Source organism: Maritimibacter dapengensis (genome assembly GCF_019218265.1).
Classification (GTDB): Bacteria; Pseudomonadota; Alphaproteobacteria; order Rhodobacterales; family Rhodobacteraceae; genus Maritimibacter; species Maritimibacter dapengensis.
Genome location: NZ_JAHUZE010000001.1, coordinates 733,422 through 749,983 on the forward strand (window position 1 = coordinate 733,422; position 16,562 = coordinate 749,983).

General features: G+C 63.0%; 13 protein-coding genes. 4 read left to right on the forward strand and 9 right to left on the reverse strand.

Annotated elements, in window-relative coordinates:
* The first annotated feature begins 186 nt into the window (after positions 1-186).
* Entirely contained in the window at positions 187-2,184 is a 1,998-nt protein-coding gene (locus tag KJP28_RS03670) for a TonB-dependent receptor plug domain-containing protein (protein WP_218390866.1), read from the forward strand.
* Positions 2,185-2,372: 188 nt separating this feature from the next.
* Here KJP28_RS03670 and KJP28_RS03675 read toward each other — a convergent pair whose 3' ends face one another.
* The 6 genes from KJP28_RS03675 to xylF all read right to left on the reverse strand — a co-directional run bounded on the left by KJP28_RS03675 (position 2,373) and on the right by xylF (position 9,696).
* Complete coding sequence (locus KJP28_RS03675) at positions 2,373-3,686, reverse strand: cytochrome-c peroxidase (protein ID WP_218390867.1); 1,314 nt, start codon at positions 3,684-3,686, stop codon at positions 2,373-2,375.
* Between the two features lie 4 nt (positions 3,687-3,690).
* Positions 3,691-5,142: a xylulokinase gene (xylB, locus tag KJP28_RS03680; RefSeq protein ID WP_218390868.1), complete on the reverse strand. Its 1,452-nt coding sequence runs from the start codon at positions 5,140-5,142 to the stop codon at positions 3,691-3,693.
* Between the two features lie 20 nt (positions 5,143-5,162).
* The gene (gene xylA / locus KJP28_RS03685; protein WP_218390869.1) at positions 5,163-6,470 is read right to left on the reverse strand and encodes a xylose isomerase; all 1,308 of its coding nucleotides are present in this window, start codon (positions 6,468-6,470) and stop codon (positions 5,163-5,165) included.
* Positions 6,471-6,549: 79 nt separating this feature from the next.
* Positions 6,550-7,314: an ATP-binding cassette domain-containing protein gene (locus tag KJP28_RS03690; protein WP_218390870.1), complete on the reverse strand. Its 765-nt coding sequence runs from the start codon at positions 7,312-7,314 to the stop codon at positions 6,550-6,552.
* Positions 7,314-8,606 (reverse strand): sugar ABC transporter permease, encoded by a 1,293-nt coding sequence (locus tag KJP28_RS03695; RefSeq protein ID WP_218390871.1) that lies wholly within the window; start codon positions 8,604-8,606, stop codon positions 7,314-7,316. Before KJP28_RS03695 ends, KJP28_RS03690 begins: the two co-directional genes overlap by 1 nt.
* Before the next feature lie 76 nt (positions 8,607-8,682).
* Positions 8,683-9,696, reverse strand: coding sequence for a D-xylose ABC transporter substrate-binding protein (xylF, locus tag KJP28_RS03700; RefSeq protein WP_218390872.1), 1,014 nt, complete (start codon positions 9,694-9,696; stop codon positions 8,683-8,685).
* Positions 9,697-9,855: 159 nt separating this feature from the next.
* On the opposite strand from xylF, the gene KJP28_RS03705 reads away from it, so the two are divergent.
* Positions 9,856-11,073 (forward strand): ROK family transcriptional regulator, encoded by a 1,218-nt coding sequence (locus tag KJP28_RS03705; protein WP_218390873.1) that lies wholly within the window; start codon positions 9,856-9,858, stop codon positions 11,071-11,073.
* The gene (locus tag KJP28_RS03710) at positions 11,063-12,592 is read left to right on the forward strand and encodes a CRTAC1 family protein (protein WP_218390874.1); all 1,530 of its coding nucleotides are present in this window, start codon (positions 11,063-11,065) and stop codon (positions 12,590-12,592) included. The genes KJP28_RS03705 and KJP28_RS03710 overlap by 11 nt, the downstream gene beginning before the upstream one ends.
* Here the strand turns inward: KJP28_RS03710 and KJP28_RS03715 are convergent.
* Genes KJP28_RS03715 through KJP28_RS03725 form a run of 3 tightly spaced genes read right to left on the reverse strand, consistent with a single transcriptional unit; the run spans position 12,589 to position 15,557 of the window.
* Positions 12,589-12,960 carry a GFA family protein gene (locus KJP28_RS03715; RefSeq protein WP_218390875.1) on the reverse strand — a complete coding sequence of 124 codons (372 nt, stop codon included), beginning with the start codon at positions 12,958-12,960 and terminating at the stop codon, positions 12,589-12,591. The genes KJP28_RS03710 and KJP28_RS03715 overlap by 4 nt on opposite strands.
* A gap of 45 nt (positions 12,961-13,005) precedes the next feature.
* The gene (locus KJP28_RS03720; RefSeq protein WP_218390876.1) at positions 13,006-14,169 is read right to left on the reverse strand and encodes an acetate/propionate family kinase; all 1,164 of its coding nucleotides are present in this window, start codon (positions 14,167-14,169) and stop codon (positions 13,006-13,008) included.
* Positions 14,166-15,557: a bifunctional enoyl-CoA hydratase/phosphate acetyltransferase gene (locus KJP28_RS03725; protein ID WP_218391687.1), complete on the reverse strand. Its 1,392-nt coding sequence runs from the start codon at positions 15,555-15,557 to the stop codon at positions 14,166-14,168. Before KJP28_RS03725 ends, KJP28_RS03720 begins: the two co-directional genes overlap by 4 nt.
* Before the next feature lie 297 nt (positions 15,558-15,854).
* Here KJP28_RS03725 and KJP28_RS03730 point away from each other — a divergent pair, with 297 nt between their 5' ends.
* Positions 15,855-16,562 carry an ABC transporter ATP-binding protein gene (locus tag KJP28_RS03730; protein ID WP_218390877.1) on the forward strand — a complete coding sequence of 236 codons (708 nt, stop codon included), beginning with the start codon at positions 15,855-15,857 and terminating at the stop codon, positions 16,560-16,562.

A 16,562-nucleotide genomic window follows, 5' to 3' on the forward strand; every position in this document is an offset into this window, starting at 1 on the left:
GCGGCGCTGGCTCGGTCGAGCGACATTGGTCACTCTTATTCTTGACGAAAATACTCATCTATTTTAGGAACGCAAGCGCCGGACACGAAAACATGTGTCCACGATGCGAATTAATGCCTTGCATCGCGCAAGCCAGCCTCCGGGTCAGCACGCCAGCACCCAACATTCTGCAAGAGGGGACACCCAATGAACGCGCAACCTTCGGTGCGCGCGCTGCTGCTCGTCAGTGCCGCCACCATCGTCTCTACGCCTGCACTGGCGCAGGAGTCATTCGAACTCGACACCGTGTATCTCGCTGAATCGAAACGGGACGTGCAGACCGATACCGCCACTGCCGAGACCACTGTCGATCAGGAAGAGATCGAAGACCGGCAGGCGGATTCGATCGCCGAACTCGTCGACACGGTCCCGGGCGTGACGCTGATCAACGGCAACACCGCCCAAGGGTCGGGCATCAATATCCGGGGTTTCGGGGCGAACGGCACCTATGGGACCGATCAGAAGGTCGCAATCCAGACCAACGGCGCGAGCGTCGGGTCCGAAGAGCTATATCGCATCGGAACGCAGCTCTACACCGACCCCGAGCTTTACAAGGAAGTGAACGTGATCAGGGGGATCGCAGGCACTTTCGAGTTCGGCTCCGGTATCATCGGTGGGCTCATCCGGGCCGAAACCAAGGATGCGATCGACATCACCGGCGGTGAAACCGGGTTCAAGTTGCGCCAGACGCTGCAATACGGGACCAACGGCTCGCAATTGGCGAGCTCGACCATCCTCGCCTGGCAGCCGACCCAGAATTTCGGCGTGATCGGCAATTACACCTACCGGATGCAGGACGTCATGGTCGACGGTGCGGGTAACCCGATCAACGTGCAGCCTACTGCGCTCCCGTCATACAATGTCGGCGCGCTCTATACGTTTGGCAGTTCGAACGAGCATGCGCTTCGCGCGACCTATTCGGACACCACGTCGGCGGAGTACGACACGCCCTATGACAGTTTCGGCACCACCGGCGGCAGTTTCGGCAATGTCGACCGCATGGTGAAGTCGCGCACCGCGACGCTGCGTTATACGTTCGACAGTGCGACGACCGACTGGGTCAACGTCACCGCGAACCTGAGCTACGCGGATCAGCAGATCGACAGTACCTATGTTTCAGGCTCTTCGCCGCTGGAAGGAACGCCGACGTTCCCGTTCCTGCAACCGCTGGTGGATGCGGATCACCGCTACCAGACCACCAAACTGACCGTGAAGAACCAGTCGCTTTTCGCGACGGGTCCCGTGCAGCATGATGTGCGGGTCGGAGTCGAAGGCATTTACAAGGAGCGTCTCGATGCGTCTTCCGCGCCGGGTGGGACCGATCAGCGCCTTGCCGTTTTCGCAGTGGACGACATCACCTGGGGCGGGCTGACGGTGACCCCGGCGGTTCGGTACGAAACCCAGCGGATCGGCGGGCCGGCCTATGCGTACTACAACAACGACGCACTGATGGGGGGCGTGACCGGGCGTTACGAATTCGGGGAGTCCGGCTTCGCCGTCTTCGGCAGCGTGGCCTATACCGAGAACCTTCCGATTATGGACGACCTCACCAACCCGGTCTACATGACGCAATCCGAAAAGGCGCGCAGTTTCGAGATCGGGGCGAGTTTCGACCGGGGGTCGGTTCTTGCCGACGGCGACCAGTTGAGCCTCAAGGTAAACGCGTATCAGACCAATGTCTGGGACGTGACCTCCTACACGACCGCAACGATGACGCCGATTACGGATGTCATGCTGCGGGGTGTCGAGGTCGAAGGATCCTATTCGATGGCGAACGGTTACTACACGGATCTCAACGCGAATTTCCAGCGCGGCTGGGGCACCGATGCGTCCGGCGCGACGGCTGCTTGGGAAGGCATCCCGGCCGATCAGGTGCGACTGACGGTCGGCAAGCGGTTCGGCGAGGAATATGACCTGTCCTGGGAAGCGGTTGCGGATCTCGCGATGAACCGGTCCGCGACTCCGACGACGGAAAGTCTGGTGCACAACATCCGCGCGACATATCGGCCTCAGGATGGAGCTTTGCAGGGTGCCGAATTCCGCCTTGGTGTCGAGAACGTCTTCGATCTCGACTACACGCCGCATCTGGCCACACGCGCGGCTCCGGGCCGGACGTTCAAGCTTTCGGTTGCAGCGACGTTCTGAGCCGATTTGAAAGAACGAGAAACGCCTTGCGGGGCGTTTCTCTATTCGCCCCGTCGCGACGGGTTTGGGCGGCCGAGGTTTGGCGAAGGTGGAAGGCGCATGTATCGCGTGCGGGGCAATTCTTCGTGGCCTCGGAATTGCCCGGCGTGTTTGTTCACGTGCCGTCGGACATCCAGACGAGCTTGCGCTCACCTCCCGGTGACGGGTAGGCCGCTCGGAACGGATTCGGGGACGCCAAGGCGAGTGGCACGGTCTTCCAGGGTTTCGAGGAATGCGATGAGGCTCGCAATCTCATCGTCTTCGAGGCTTGCCGGAGCGAGATCGTTCGCCGCGGCGATGGCATCCAGTTCTTCGGCGGACGAAAGGACCGCCACGTCTTCGGCGTGTGGGAGGTTCGGCAGAATTGCCTGTCCGATGTCGTAGTTGCGAAGCGAAGCGACCGGATCGAGGTGATGGCGAATGACGGCTTCGAGCGTGGCGAATGCCCCATCATGACCATAGGGCGCGGTCAGCGTGACGTTGCGCAGCGATGGGGTTCGGAATGCATAGGCATCGTCCGGGTCGCCCGTCACCCGAAAGCGACCTTCGTCGCGGGCGTGATCTTCGAACCGCGCGGCCTTGCCGGGGCCGAACTGGGGCATGGCGATGGCGTGAAAGTCGTGATCGGTCTGAAGCCAGCCGGAATGACAGGTGGCGCAGCCGGCTTTGCCGTAGAACAGGCCCAGTCCGGCCTGCGCGGGCGCGGAGAGCGTCGCCTCGCCCTGCATGGCAAGATCGAAAGGCGATGCATCTGCGCGCCATTCAAATGCGATGAAATCGGCGATGACGTTGGCGATCCGTGTGAAGGTGATCGGTTCATCCGGTGCGATCGCGTCGAACCCATCTGCGTATTCGGGGATGGCTGCGACCCGGGCGGCTATCTTGTCCCACGCGCCGCCGGGCTGGGCGAGCAATCCCTGACGCACGGCGCGGCTGATGTCATTCTCGGAGTAATGACCGGCCATCTCATCGCCCGAGAGCACGGGGAACATGGCTTGCGCAGCGAGGGGAGACGCGAACCCCTGCGTCATGTCCGCACCGAGCGGAGTGCGGATACCATTGGATTGCGACGGGTCGAGCTCGAGGCGACCATCATGAAAGAAACGCGTAAACTCGGTCGCGCCGAGGTTCCAAAGGCCCGGCGCGTTGCGGGGAATGCGTTCTTCCGGGAGGTTTTCCGGGTCTATCTTGCGTTCAGGACCAAGCCCGAGGCCGCCGTCGCCGAGCGCAAGTGAAACGCCGTCGGAGGTTCCCAGGTCCGGGTGATGACAGGTCGCGCAACTCACGGCCTGATTGCCGGAGATGATCGGGTCGTAGAAAAGACGCCAGCCGAGCTCGATCCGCCCCAGGTCCGGTTCGGGGAATGTGGGCCGTGGGCCGAGGTCCTGGGCGACGAGCGGCAATGCCGGGGTCAGGGTCAGGGGGGCAAGGGCTGCGATCAGAGCGTGGAGATGGGTGCGCATCGGATCAACCCAACGACGATAGCGCCGGGTAGAGCGCGCGGTAGCGTTCGTAGCTTTCGGTATATGCCTGCGTCAGGTTCGCGTCCGGCTCGATCACTTCGGCTGTGGCGGGCGGGGTCATCACCGCTTCGGGCGTTTCGCCGGTCGCGGCGCAAATGGCAAGGCGCGCGGCGCCAAGGGCCGCACCCATTTCACTTCCCGACGGGAGAGACAGCGGAAGGTTCAGCGTATTTGCCAGTGTCGTGAGCCAGAACCGCGACCGCGCACCGCCGCCGACGGCGAGCAGCGTGTCGAACCGCGCCCCCGTGCCGGTCAGGGCGGTAAGGCTGTCGTGAAGTGCGAAGGCGACGCCCTCCATCACCGCGCGGGTCAGGTCCGTCCGCCCCATCGCCACGTCGAGGCCGATGAACGCACCGCGAATGGCGCTGTCGTTATGTGGCGTGCGCTCACCCGAGAGGTAGGGCAGGAAGGTGAGCGTAGACGGGCCGGTGGCCGCATCGGGGAGTGCGGTGGAAAGATCGGAGGGGCTTTCGCCGAGATTACGGGCGAGCCAGTTGAGGCTGCCGGTCGCGGCGAGGATGACGCCCATCTGGTACCAGCGCCCCGGCACGGCGTGGCAGAAGCTGTGGACCGCGGAGGCGGGGTCGGGCGCGTAGCTGTCACGCCCGGTCATCAGCACGCCGGAGGTGCCGAGAGAGACGAAGCCTGCGCCTTCGCCGAGGCACCCCATGCCACAGGCGGCGGCTGCATTGTCACCGCCGCCACCGGCGACGACGACGGGTCCCGTGAGGCCCCACTCCGACAACAGCGTCGCGCGGAGATCGCCCCCCGGCGCGCTGCCTTCAACGAGTTCCGGCATCTGGTCCCGCCGCATGCCGCCGCGCTCCAGTGCTTCAGCCGACCAGTCGCGTGCGCCCACGTCGAGCCAGGCGGTGCCGGCGCTGTCCGACAGGTCCGATATGCAGGAGCCGGTAAGCCAGAGGCGCAGGTAGTCCTTGGGCAGGAGCACTTTCGCGACCTGTGCGAACACCTCGGGTTCATGTGCCGCGACCCAGGCGAGTTTCGGGGCGGTGAAACCGGGAAAGACGATGTTGCCGGTGATTTCGCGCATCCCCGGCGTGGCATCGAGGGCTGCGGCTTCGGTGATCGAGCGCGTGTCGTTCCACAGGATGCAGGGGCGCAGCACGCGGTCATCCCTGTCGATCAGCGTCGCGCCGTGCATGTGCCCGGAAAGCCCGATACCTCGGAGAGCCGCGAAGGCATCGGGTGCGGCCTGACGGATCGCGTCGACGGTCGCTTCGCAGGCGCGTATCCAGTCCGCCGGGTCCTGCTCGGACCATCCGGGGTGCGGGTGGGCGACATCGAAGGCGGCTTCGGCTTCCGCCTGCACCGCACCATTCTCATCGGTGAGGATAGCGCGCAGGCCCGAAGTGCCGAGGTCCAGTCCAAGATACATGGCGGTTTCCTTCCGACGCCCTAGACGAAGCGGTTCACGTAGTTTTCGAGGATTTCCTGACGCCCCGAGCGGGGTTCAGGGTTGATCCCCTCGTCCAGCACGCGCTGGGTGATCGCGCCGAGATCGCTGTCCAGCATCGCGGTGGCCTCGGGCGTGTCCCAGCCAGCGTAGCGGTCCGTCAGCGCATCCTCCAGTCCCCCGTCTTCCAGCATCGCGGCTGCGGCCTTCAGCCCACGTGCGCAGATGTCCATGCCGCCCACATGCGCCGCGATCAGGTCTTCGGCGTCGAGCGACTGGCGGCGCAGCTTGGCGTCGAAATTGGTGCCGCCCTGGGAGAAGCCACCGGATTTGAGGATGTGATAATAGGCGAGCGCCACCTCTGGCGTGTTGTTCGGGAACTGGTCCGTGTCCCAGCCGGATTGGTAATCGTTCCGGTTCATGTCGATCGAGCCAAGCATCCCCTCGGAGGCGGCCAGCGCAAGTTCATGCTCGAACGAATGCCCGGCGAGGATCGCGTGGCCCTGTTCGATGTTCAGTTTCACCTCGTTCTCGAGGCCATATTTGCGCAGAAAGCCAATGCAGGTGGCGACGTCGAAGTCATATTGGTGCTTGGACGGTTCCTGCGGTTTCGGCTCGACGAGGATCTGGCCTTCGAACCCGATCTTGTGTTTGTAGTCCACGACCATCGACAGGAACCGGCCCATATGGTCGAGTTCCTGCGTCAGGTCCGTGTTAAGGAGCGTTTCATACCCCTCGCGCCCGCCCCAGAGCACGTAGTTCTGCCCGCCGAGTTTGTGGGTCGCGTCCATGCAGGATTTCACGGTCGCCGCGGCGAAGGCGAAAACGTCAGGGTCGGGATTGGTCGAGGCGCCCGACATCCAGCGACGGTGCGAGAACATGTTGGCGGTGCCCCACAGGAGGCCGGTCGAAGAGCTTTCCATCTTCTCACCGATGTAGTCGGTGATCTCGTTCAATGTATCGAGGTTGCCTTTGAAGTCGCCCTGATCGGGGCGGATGTCGGCGTCGTGCCAGCAGAAAAAGGGGGCGTTCAGGAGATCGAACATTTCGAAGGCCACGTCCGCCTTCAGTTTTGCACGCTCCATGCTGTCCTGTGGATGCCACGGGCGTACGAAAGTCTGGCCGCCGAAAGGGTCGCCGCCCTCCCACGCAAAGCTGTGCCAATAGGCGACGGCGAAGCGCAGGTGATCTTCCATCCGTTTGCCCATGACCATTTCGTCCGGGTCGTAGTGGTGAAAGGCCAGCGGGTTCGTGCTGTCCGGTCCCTCGTAGGCGATCTTGTCGATACCGGCGAAAAAACCTGTGCTCATCTTCATTGTTCCTTGGCGTGTTTTCTTGGCGCGTCCCGGCCGAAGCAGGGGCGCTGAAGCAGATTTCGTTTTGGTCCGGTCAGGCGGTTGCGGCCTCGGGGTTCTTGCCGAGAATGATCATCGAGAGGATGTCCTCGTCGGTGACCTCGTCCACGTTGACCGTGCCCACGAGTTGACCGTTCTTCATCACCGAAGCGCGGTCGCAGAGATCCATGACGGAGTGGACATCGTGTTCGATCAGGAAGATCCCGATGCCCTGTTCCTTGAGCTGGTTGATGAGCTCGGCGACCATCTGGGTTTCCTGAGGCCCAAGGGCTGCGGTGGGTTCGTCCATGATCAGGATGCGCGCGTTGAAATAGACGGCGCGCGCGATTGCGACCGACTGCCGCTGACCGCCCGAGAGCGCCTTCACCGGGTCCTTGAATTTCTTGAAGTTCGAGTTGAGGCGTCCCATGATCTTGCGCGTTTCGGCCTCCATCTGGGCGTCGTTGACGAAGCCGAGAGGTGTCACGAGTTCGCGCCCCAGAAAAAGGTTCGAGGCGGCGTCGAGATTGTCGGCCAGCGCAAGGGTCTGATAAATCGTCTCGATGTTCTGCGCACGGGCGTCCCGCGGGTTCTGTATGTCGACGAGTTCGCCGTCGATATAGATCTCGCCCGCGTCCATCTTGTAGGCGCCGGAGAGGCATTTGATGAGCGTCGATTTCCCGGCGCCGTTGTGCCCCAGAAGGCCCACGACTTCGCCGGGAAAGAGATCGACGGTCACGTGATCGACGGCCTTGATGCCGCCGAAGGACACCGAGACGTCGCGCATTTCGACAAGCGGGGTTCCGGTTCGGTCAACCATCACGCGTCTCCTGTCCGTTTGCGGTAGATGATGTCGATCAGAACGGCGAGGACGAGCACGCCACCGACGACGATGTTCTGGAACGGCGCGTCGACGCCGACCATGGCCATGCCGGATTGCAGCGACTGCATGATGAGCGCACCGAGGATCGCGCCGTAGATCGTTCCGATCCCGCCTGCGAGTGCGGTGCCGCCGATGACCGCCGCCGCGATCACGCGCAATTCGTCCAGCGTGCCAATGTCGTTGGAATGGAACGACAGGCGGGCAGAGGCCACGAGACCGGCGAGCGCACAGAGCACACCCATGATCGCGAAGACCTTCACGGTCAGCATTCGGGTGTTGATGCCGGACAGCTCCGCTGCATCCGGGTTTCCGCCGGTCGCGAAGATGTAGCGCCCCAGCCGGGTGCGGCGGGCGACGAGGGTCATGATCACTGCGACGGCGATCAGGAGGAGCACCGAAAACGGGATACCGTAGCCTTGCGTGAACCCTTCGGGCATGACCTCGCCCCGTGCCTCGAAGCTGCGGGCGAGAACGCGCGAGGGCACGTCGTAGGCGTTCAGGGTCGCGATGAAGCCGAGGATCAACGCGGCGGAGAGTGCCATGAGCACGAACTCTGCCCAGATCGGCTTGACCGGGAACTCGTGGGCGATACGGGCGCGACGGGCCTGCCAGATCGCGTAGGCCGCGGCGACGACCGCGATGGCGCCGAAGATCCAGCTTCCGGTTTCTCCCATTGTGCCGCCGATGCCGCCGAGAAGTTGGAAATTGTCATCGAGCGGACCGATCGTCTGGCCGTTCGTCAGATACCAGGCCACGTTGCGCCAGACGAGCAGGCCGCCCAGTGTGACGATGAAGGCGGGGATGGTCAGGTAGCCCACCAGCCATCCGTGAAACGCACCGATCAGGCCGCCGCTTACGAGACCCACGATAATCGCCACAGGCGCAATCAGGCCGCTGCCGTAGTCGATCCCCATGCTGGGAAGGATCTGTGTCTGCGTCATCGCCATTATCGCCGAACAGGTGGCGAGCAGGGAGCCGACGCTCAGGTCGATTTGGCGGGTGACGATGACGAAAACCATGCCGGTGGCCATGATCGCCACGCTGACGGTCTGGATCGTCAGGTTGAAGACGTTACGGGGGGTGAGAAACCGGCCATCCGTCAGAATGTTGAACACGATGCAGACCAGAATGAAGGCACCGACCATGCCGAGCAGGCGGGTGTCGAATTCGAGGGTCTTCAAGATGTTCTTGCGTCCGGTGGACGCGCCGGAGGCGCTGGCGTCTGCCATGATGACCTCGGATATTTTTGGTTTTGGTTGCAGCCCCGCCCGGGAGGCGGAGCCGCGTGATCCGTGAGTGCTGGGATCAGTTACAGGGAGCGGGGCCGTCGGTGACGCCCTGACAGAGCGCGTCCTGCTCGATCCAGCCGGCATCGACCACGACCGTCAGGTTCTCGGCGGTCACCGGAACCGGCTCGAGGAATTGCGCGGTGAGCGTCGTTCCTGCGGGGGAGGTCCATTCTTCGGCACCTTCGATGTCGCCCATCATCGCGCCTCCGGCCAGTTCGACCGCGATTTCCCCGGCACGTTTGCCGAGTTCACGGGCGTCTTTCCAGACCGAGACGGTCTGGGTGCCGCGCGCGATGCGGTTCAGCGCGGCATGGTCGCCGTCCTGACCCGACACCGGGATACCTTCCATGCCCTGTGCGGTAAGTGCCGCGACCGCGCCGCCCGCAGTGCCGTCGTTCGAAGCCACGACCGCATCGACGTTGTTGTCATTGGCGGTCAGGATCTGTTCCATGTTGCGCTGAGCATTGGCCGGAACCCAGCCGTCGGTGTATTGCTCGCCGACGATCGTGATGTCGCCCGCGTCGATCGCTTCCTGCAACACTTCCTGCTGGCCGCCGCGGAGGAAATCCGCGTTCGGGTCGGTGGGCGAGCCCTTGATCATCACGTAGTTGCCGGTGGGCTGGGCTTCGAGCACGGCACGGGCCTGCATCCTGCCGACTTCGACGTTGTCAAAGGTCAGATAGAACGCGCGGTCATCTTCGATCAGTCGGTCATAGGCGATGACCGGGATGCCTTCGTTCGCGGCAGCCTCGACGGCGGGAATGATCGCCTGCGTGTCCTGTGCGAGGATGATGAGCGCATCGACGCCCTGCGCCATGAGGCTTTCCACGTCGGAGAGCTGTTTGGACGAGGACGATTGCGCGTCGGCGGAGATGTATTCCGCGCCGGCCGCTTCGAGGGCACCGACAATGGCGGCCTCGTCGGTCTTCCAACGTTCTTCCTGGAAGTTGGACCAGCTGACGCCGACGGTCTGAGCGAATGCACCGGTGCCGAGCACCATAGCGATCGCGGTTGTTGCGAAGAGTTTCATGAAGTTCCTCCCATGTGTTCACATGTCCAAGCGCGACCCTGTCGTCGAATCGCTGCTGACCACCCCATCATGCACAATTATTTCAGCGGTAAAATTAATTTTTCTTTAGCCGCTAAAAAAATGCTAAGAGCGAAGCATGTGAATGGAGCCAGGTGATTCATGGACACCCAGAGCGCACAGGCTTTTGACCTCGATGCCCGTGATACGACGCGGCTGCGCGTGTTGCAGTGTATCCGGGCGGGGGGAGCCATTTCGCGCACCGACATCGCGCGTGATCTGGACAGCAGCCCGGCGACGGTGACATCGGCCTGTGGCGCGTTGCTCGACGCCGGGATGATCCGTGAAGTGAAAGCCGCTCCGTCGGAAAGCGTGCAAAGGGGCCGGCCTCGTGTGATGCTCGAGGTCAATGCGGATGCTTTCGCTGTCGCGGGCGTCAAGGTGGCGCGTCGTGCGATCCACGTGATGCTGGTCGATTTCAAGGGCGGCGAGATCGGCACCTACCTTCATGTGCTGAAACAGTCCTGCATGCCTGCCCGAGCCTTGACGCACGAAGTGCGCCGCGCGGTGGAACTCGCCTGCGCGCAATCGGGTCTCGATATGGGGATACTCGCCGGTATCGCGCTGGGCCTGCCGGGGTTCATGCACGCAGACAGCGCATTCATGCACTGGTCGTCCTCGGTCGAGGAGCGCAATGTCGACTTCCGCCCCTTGTTTCAGGAGGTGCTGCCGTGTCCCACTTTCCTGGACAACGATGCGAATCTCGTCGCGAAGGCGGAGCATCTGTTCGGGGCCGGGCGTGGGTTGAGGAATTTCCTCGTGGTCACGATCGAGCACGGCGTTGGAATGGGTATCGTCCTGGGTGGCGAGCTTTATCGGGGAGAGCGGGGATGCGGCGCGGAATTCGGGCACGTGAAGGTCCAGTTCGAAGGCGCGGTATGCCAGTGCGGACAACGCGGATGCCTCGAAGCCTATGTCGGGGAATATGCGCTTATCCGTGACGCGTCGGTCGGGCGGCAAAGCGACGTGCACAAGAGCCTTCAGGACATTCTCGATGCGGCGCGAAGCGGTGATGCTTTGTCGCATGAGGTTCTGGAACGGGCGTCGCAGATCCTTGGCGTTGCGCTTGCGAGTCTGGTGAACCTTTTCGACCCGGAACACATCGTGCTCGCCCGGTCGCGCCCGAAGTTCGACAATCCTTATACCGATGCGATGCTCGACGCATTGCAAAGAAATACCGTGCAGGTCGACGCGCCCTTGCCGGGCATCACCGTGCGCAATCTGGACGAGACGATGTGGGCCAAGGGGGCCGCGGCGCATGGGATCGAGATGGTGTCGATCCTGAAAATCCGGGAAAGAGGTGCGGTCGATGCTGCGTAGCGTGGTTCCTTTCTCAGTCGGTTTCGCGGCCTTGGCTGCCTCGGTGGCCGTAGCGGAGCCCGTCCAGCCGCTGTTCGAGCCAGTCGAGATTTCTCCGCATGTCTATGACGGGGGATGGGAGCATTTCGTCGGTGGAGGAGTCGCGGCGTTCGATTGCGATGGCGACGAGTTGCTGGAGCTCTATGCCGCCGGGGGCGAGAACCCTGCAACCTTGTTCCGAAACCGGTCCGGGGCCTCTATCGCATTCGAGGCGCAGACGCCCGAGGCGTTGCGTCTTATCGGTGTGACAGGTGCGTATCCGCTCGACATCGACGGGGATGGGGTGCTTGACCTCGCCGTTCTGCGCGTCGGGCCTGATGCGCTGATGCGCGGTTTGGGCGATTGTCGGTTCGAGCCGTTTGCCGAAGAGCTTGGTTTCGTTTCCGGGAATCGGTGGACGACGGCGTTTTCCGCCACGTGGGAGGCAGGCGAGACACTCCCCACGCTTGCTTTCGGGACATACGTGGATCGAAACGATCCCGACGGGCCGTTCGAAGCGTGTGATGCGACGTTGCTCTATCGACCGGACGGTGCCCGCTACCGGGCGCCAGAGGAACTTCGTCCGGGCTATTGCGCTCTGTCGATGCTGTTTTCGGACTGGAAACGGGTCGGGCGGGCCGATCTGCGGGTTTCCAACGACAGGCATTACTACGTCCGGGGCGGGCAGGAACAATTATGGTCGATGGACCCGGAGCCGCGTCTGTATACGGCTGACGAGGGCTGGCGGGAGTATGCGCTGTGGGGCATGGGGATCGCGTCGCGCGATGTGACCGGCGACGGATATCCGGACGTCTATCTCACGTCCATGGGCGATCAGAAGTTCCAGGTCTTCGACCCCGAAGCGGGTGGCCCGGTCTGGGAGGACGCGACCTATGAGCGAGGCACGTCTGCGCATCGCCCCCATATCGGGAGCGATGGGAGACCTTCGACCGGGTGGCATTCGGCCTTCGGTGACGTGAACAACGATGGGCGCGACGACATCTTCGTTGCCAAGGGAAACGTCGAGCAGATGCCGGTGGCGGCGATGGAGGACCCGAACACGCTTCTCGTGCAAGATGCAGAGGGTGCGTTTTCGGAGCGCTCGGTCGCGGCCGGTGTCGCGTCGATGGCGCGGTCCCGGGGCGGGGCGCTGGTGGATCTGGACAATGACGGCCGGCTCGATCTGACAGTGGTGAACCGGCGCGCGCCGATGGAAATTTTTGAAAACGTGACCGAGGGCGGCAATTGGTTGCTGGTGTCGCTTGAAGTCGATGGCGCGAACCCGCGGGCGGTCGGGAGTTTCATCGAACTGCGGATCGGGGATAGGGTGCAGACCCGGGAAGTTACGGTCGGCGGCGGTCACGCGAGTGGTCACGCGGGATATGAACATTTCGGTCTTGGTGGAGCGCAAGAGCCCGAGATCCGGGTGATCTGGCCGGATGGCGAAACTTCGGATTGGCGGATGGCCGAAGCGAACAGCGTTCTCAAGATCGCGCGTTAGGTGCGGTCGCGGTCGTATTGCCGGGTGTCCGGCAATGGCGCGAGCCAGGTCTCACGGCGGATCGTCCAAAGCTCGTAACGCGGTTCGAATTGGTTAGGCTCATCGAGAATGCCGAGGTGGATCTCGATTTCGCCATCGCTCTCGCCATATACCGACGATCCGCAGCGTGGGCAGAAATGGCGGCCCGCGTAAGATCGCGTTTCCCCCGTAACCGTGACGGTTTGCGGGGCGAAAATCGCCGCGGCCCAGAAAGGCGCACCGTGGTGCTTTCGGCAATCGAGGCAATGGCAGAGGCCGACGTCTATCGGGGCGCCGTCGGCCTTGATCCTTACATCACCGCAAAGGCAGCTTCCTGTCACGTCGGTCATTGGCATTCTCCCGCAGGGTCGATGCGATAGTAGAAGCGCCGTGCGTCAGGCCACCAGTGCCGCAGTGGCGCGGGCGATGACCCTTTCTTCGTCGGTCGGAATGACCAGCACGCGGGTCGAGGAGCGGTTCGCGCTGATGACGGTTTCACCGGAATCGTTCCTGTCCTCGTCCAGTTCGATCCCAAGCCAGCCCAGACCACGGCAGACCTGCGCACGGATCGGGGCGGCGTTTTCTCCGATCCCGCCCGTGAACACGAGCGCGTCGAGACCTTCGAGCGCGGCAGCGAGGCCACCGAGTTCCCGCCGGATACGGAAACAGAAATAGTCGATCGCCTCCCGGGCGCGCTCGCTGTCGGAGGCCAGAAGGGTGCGCATGTCCGACGAGAGACCCGACAGGCCGAGAAGACCGGACTTGCGGTAGAGCAGGTCCGAGATTTCCTGCGCGGAAAGACCTTCGCTTTCAAGGAGGTAGAGCAGGACGCCGGGATCGAGTTGGCCGGAGCGTGTTCCCATCGGCAGGCCGTCGAGCGCCGAGAATCCCATTGACGAGGCGACGGATTTTCCGGCCCGCATCGCGCACATGGACGCGCCGTTTCCAAGGTGCGCGACGATCACGCGGCCTGCGTGAAGCGCGGGGTTGGTGCGGGCGAGGGCGGACGAGATGTAATCGTAGCTCAGCCCGTGGAAGCCATATCGACGGATGCCCTTGTCGTAATAGGCGCGGGGCAGCGCGAAGACATCGTTGACGAAGGGATGGTTGCGGTGAAAGGCCGTGTCGAAACAGGCGATCTGGCGCGCGTCCGGGAAGGCGTTTCTGGCGGCCGCGATGCCTGCGAGGTTGTGCGGCTGGTGGAGTGGTGCGAACGGAACGAACGCTTCTAGTCTGGCGAGGATCGCGTCGGACAGTTCGACAGGCTCTGCGAAATCCATCCCACCATGCACGACCCGGTGGCCGACGGCGGTGATCTCGGAATCGGGAAAATGCGCGTCGAAGCCGGCCAGAGCCGCTTTCAGTGCGCTTTCGTGATCGCCGGCTCCGAGAACCCTTTCGACGAGTGTTTCCCCATCGGGTCCGCTCAACCTCAGACGCGCTCCACTACCGATGCGGTCGACATGTCCCTCGGCGACAAGGTTCGGCTCGTCCCCCGTCAGAAAAAGCCCGGACTTGAGCGAGGACGAACCGGCGTTGAGCGTCAGGACGTGGGTCACGGACGCAGACCGGATTGCCGGGCGTGGTGCAGCGCGGCCACGGCGCAGGAGGCGAGGCGGGCCATCTCGTCGTCGGCACGACTGTTGAGGATGATCGGCACGCGGGCACCCAGAACCAGTCCTGCGCTTTCGGCGTGGCTGATATAGGCGAGTTGCTTGGCGAGCATGTTGCCCGCGTCGATGTTGGGAACCACCAGGACTTCGGCGTGGCCTGCCACGGGTGACGTGATGTGCTTGGTCCGCGCGGCGCCGATATCGACTGCGTTGTCCATCGCGAGAGGCCCGTCCACCAGTCCGCCCGTGATCTGTCCACGTTCGGCCATCTTCGACAGGAGCGCGGCGTCGAGCGAGGACGGAATGTCGGTGTTCACCGTTTCGACCGCCGAGAGGACGCCGACCTTGGGTTCTTCGATGCCGATCGAGCGCGCGACGTCGATCGCGTTCTGTACGATGTCCACCTTGGTCTTGAGGTCTGGCGCGATGTTGATCGCCGCATCCGTTACGAGAAGCGGGTGGTCCAGTCCGGGCACGTCCATGACGAAGACATGGGTGAAGCGGCGTCCGGCGCGCAGGCCGCTAACCTTGTCGAGCGCCGGGCGAAGTATCTGGTCCGTGTGCAGGTGGCCCTTCATCAGGGCTTCGGCGCGTCCTTCGTTCACGAGCGCCACGGATTTGTAGGCCGCGTCGCGGTGCGAGGGGATGTCGATGATCTCGATGTCGCCGAGGTCGACGCCCATTTCTTTGGCCGTTGCCGTGATCTTCGTCGCATCGCCGACGAGGATCGGGTCGATCAGCGTGTGTTCGTAAGCAATGAGCGCACCGCCGAGGGAATTGTCCTCTTCCGGGCAGACCACGGCAGTCTTGAGCGGTGGCAGGTCGCGTGCATTGGCGAGCAACTTCTCGAAATGGCGATGACGTTGGACGACGAGGCCCGGGAGGTCCTTGGAATTGTAGGCGACCTTGCGGCGCGGGGCCTCGACTTCAGCGACCCCCGATAGGATCAGGGCGTCGTCGCTCAGGCGCCGGACTTCGCAGGCGAGAATGACGGTGAAGTCCTTTTCCCGAAGTTCGGTGACTGTGACGCGACTGATGAGTTCTTCGCCGGCATGGGCCCGGTTGTGGAATACGAAGCTTTGCGCACGATACAAGGTGCCGGCGCCCGGAAGGACATTGCCAAGCACGGCCGAGACGAGAGACCCGATGAACATGCCCGGCATGATGGCTTCGAGTATTCCGTCAGCGTCGCCATCGGCATCGTAGATATGCATCGGGTTGTGGTTGCCCGAAACATTCGCGAACGCGAGCGCGTCGTCCTGCGTGCAGAAGCGGCGCAGCTCGGACGTGTCGCCCACGTTCAGTTCGTCGAAAGTCCGGTTCTCGATCAGCACGTCGCCATTCCCGTTTCCTGCGTGGTCGTTCGCGCGCATTGGTCCCGATACCGGCCCGATGAGCAACCCCCTTGCGGCAACCGATGGTGGGATTGTGTTTTTGTGCCTGATTTGAAGGGCGTCGGACAATTGACGCATGGCTGCGCGAGACGCTTCGGTCGTCAGGAGTGATCTCGGACTGAAGCACGGGATTTACCTCGTTGACGCAAGGTCATATCTGTCATTGTGGCGGTTAAGCCCCCGGAATTGAACCAGATCAAACCCGGCGGGCACTAATCTGCTAACATGGGACGAGAAATGGCGGACATGGTTTTCCATACCAAGGGCATCACCAAGGTCTATACGACCGGGGAGGTGGAGGTTCATGCCCTGCGCGGCGTGGATGCGGAATTGTTCGCCGGTGAATTTACCGTGCTGCTGGGCGCGTCCGGTTCCGGGAAGTCGACGCTTCTGAACATCCTTGGCGGTCTGGACAGCGCGACGGCAGGACAGGCGTGGTTTCGCGATGACGAATTGACCGCGATGCGCGAGCGGGATCTGACGCGGTTCCGGCGCGAGCATGTCGGGTTCGTTTTCCAGTTCTACAATCTTGTGCCTAGCCTGACGGCGCGTGAGAACGTGGCGCTCGTCACCGAGATTTCGCAGAACCCGATGCGGCCGGAAGAGGCTTTGGAGCGGGTCGGACTGAACCATCGGCTCGACCACTTTCCCGCCGAAATGTCGGGTGGCGAACAGCAGAGGGTCGCCATTGCCCGGGCCATTGCGAAGCGACCCGAGGTGTTGCTTTGCGATGAGCCGACCGGGGCGCTCGACTCGAACACTGGTGTGCAGGTGCTCGATGCGCTTGAGAAGATCAACGAGGATCTGGGCACATCGACCATCGTGATCACCCACAATGCCGGCATCCGGGCCATGGCGCATCGCGTTATCCATTTCGCGGACGGCAACATCGCCGAGGTCGTCACGAATGACAGCCGGATCGCGCCGTCCGAGATCGAGTGGTAG

Bases quoted from the DNA above. Each gene is read 5' to 3' on its own strand.
- xylA (WP_218390869.1), bottom strand. From the start codon at position 6,470: ATGAGCACAGGTTTTTTCGCCGGTATCGACAAGATCGCCTACGAGGGA.
- KJP28_RS03710 (WP_218390874.1), top strand. From the start codon at position 11,063: ATGCTGCGTAGCGTGGTTCCTTTCTCAGTCGGTTTCGCGGCCTTGGCT.
- KJP28_RS03670 (WP_218390866.1), top strand. From the start codon at position 187: ATGAACGCGCAACCTTCGGTGCGCGCGCTGCTGCTCGTCAGTGCCGCC.
- KJP28_RS03695 (WP_218390871.1), bottom strand. From the start codon at position 8,606: ATGGCAGACGCCAGCGCCTCCGGCGCGTCCACCGGACGCAAGAACATC.
- KJP28_RS03705 (WP_218390873.1), top strand. From the start codon at position 9,856: ATGGACACCCAGAGCGCACAGGCTTTTGACCTCGATGCCCGTGATACG.
- KJP28_RS03675 (WP_218390867.1), bottom strand. From the start codon at position 3,686: ATGCGCACCCATCTCCACGCTCTGATCGCAGCCCTTGCCCCCCTGACC.
- KJP28_RS03690 (WP_218390870.1), bottom strand. From the start codon at position 7,314: ATGGTTGACCGAACCGGAACCCCGCTTGTCGAAATGCGCGACGTCTCG.
- KJP28_RS03730 (WP_218390877.1), top strand. From the start codon at position 15,855: ATGGCGGACATGGTTTTCCATACCAAGGGCATCACCAAGGTCTATACG.
- xylB (WP_218390868.1), bottom strand. From the start codon at position 5,142: ATGTATCTTGGACTGGACCTCGGCACTTCGGGCCTGCGCGCTATCCTC.
- xylF (WP_218390872.1), bottom strand. From the start codon at position 9,696: ATGAAACTCTTCGCAACAACCGCGATCGCTATGGTGCTCGGCACCGGT.
- KJP28_RS03715 (WP_218390875.1), bottom strand. From the start codon at position 12,960: ATGACCGACGTGACAGGAAGCTGCCTTTGCGGTGATGTAAGGATCAAG.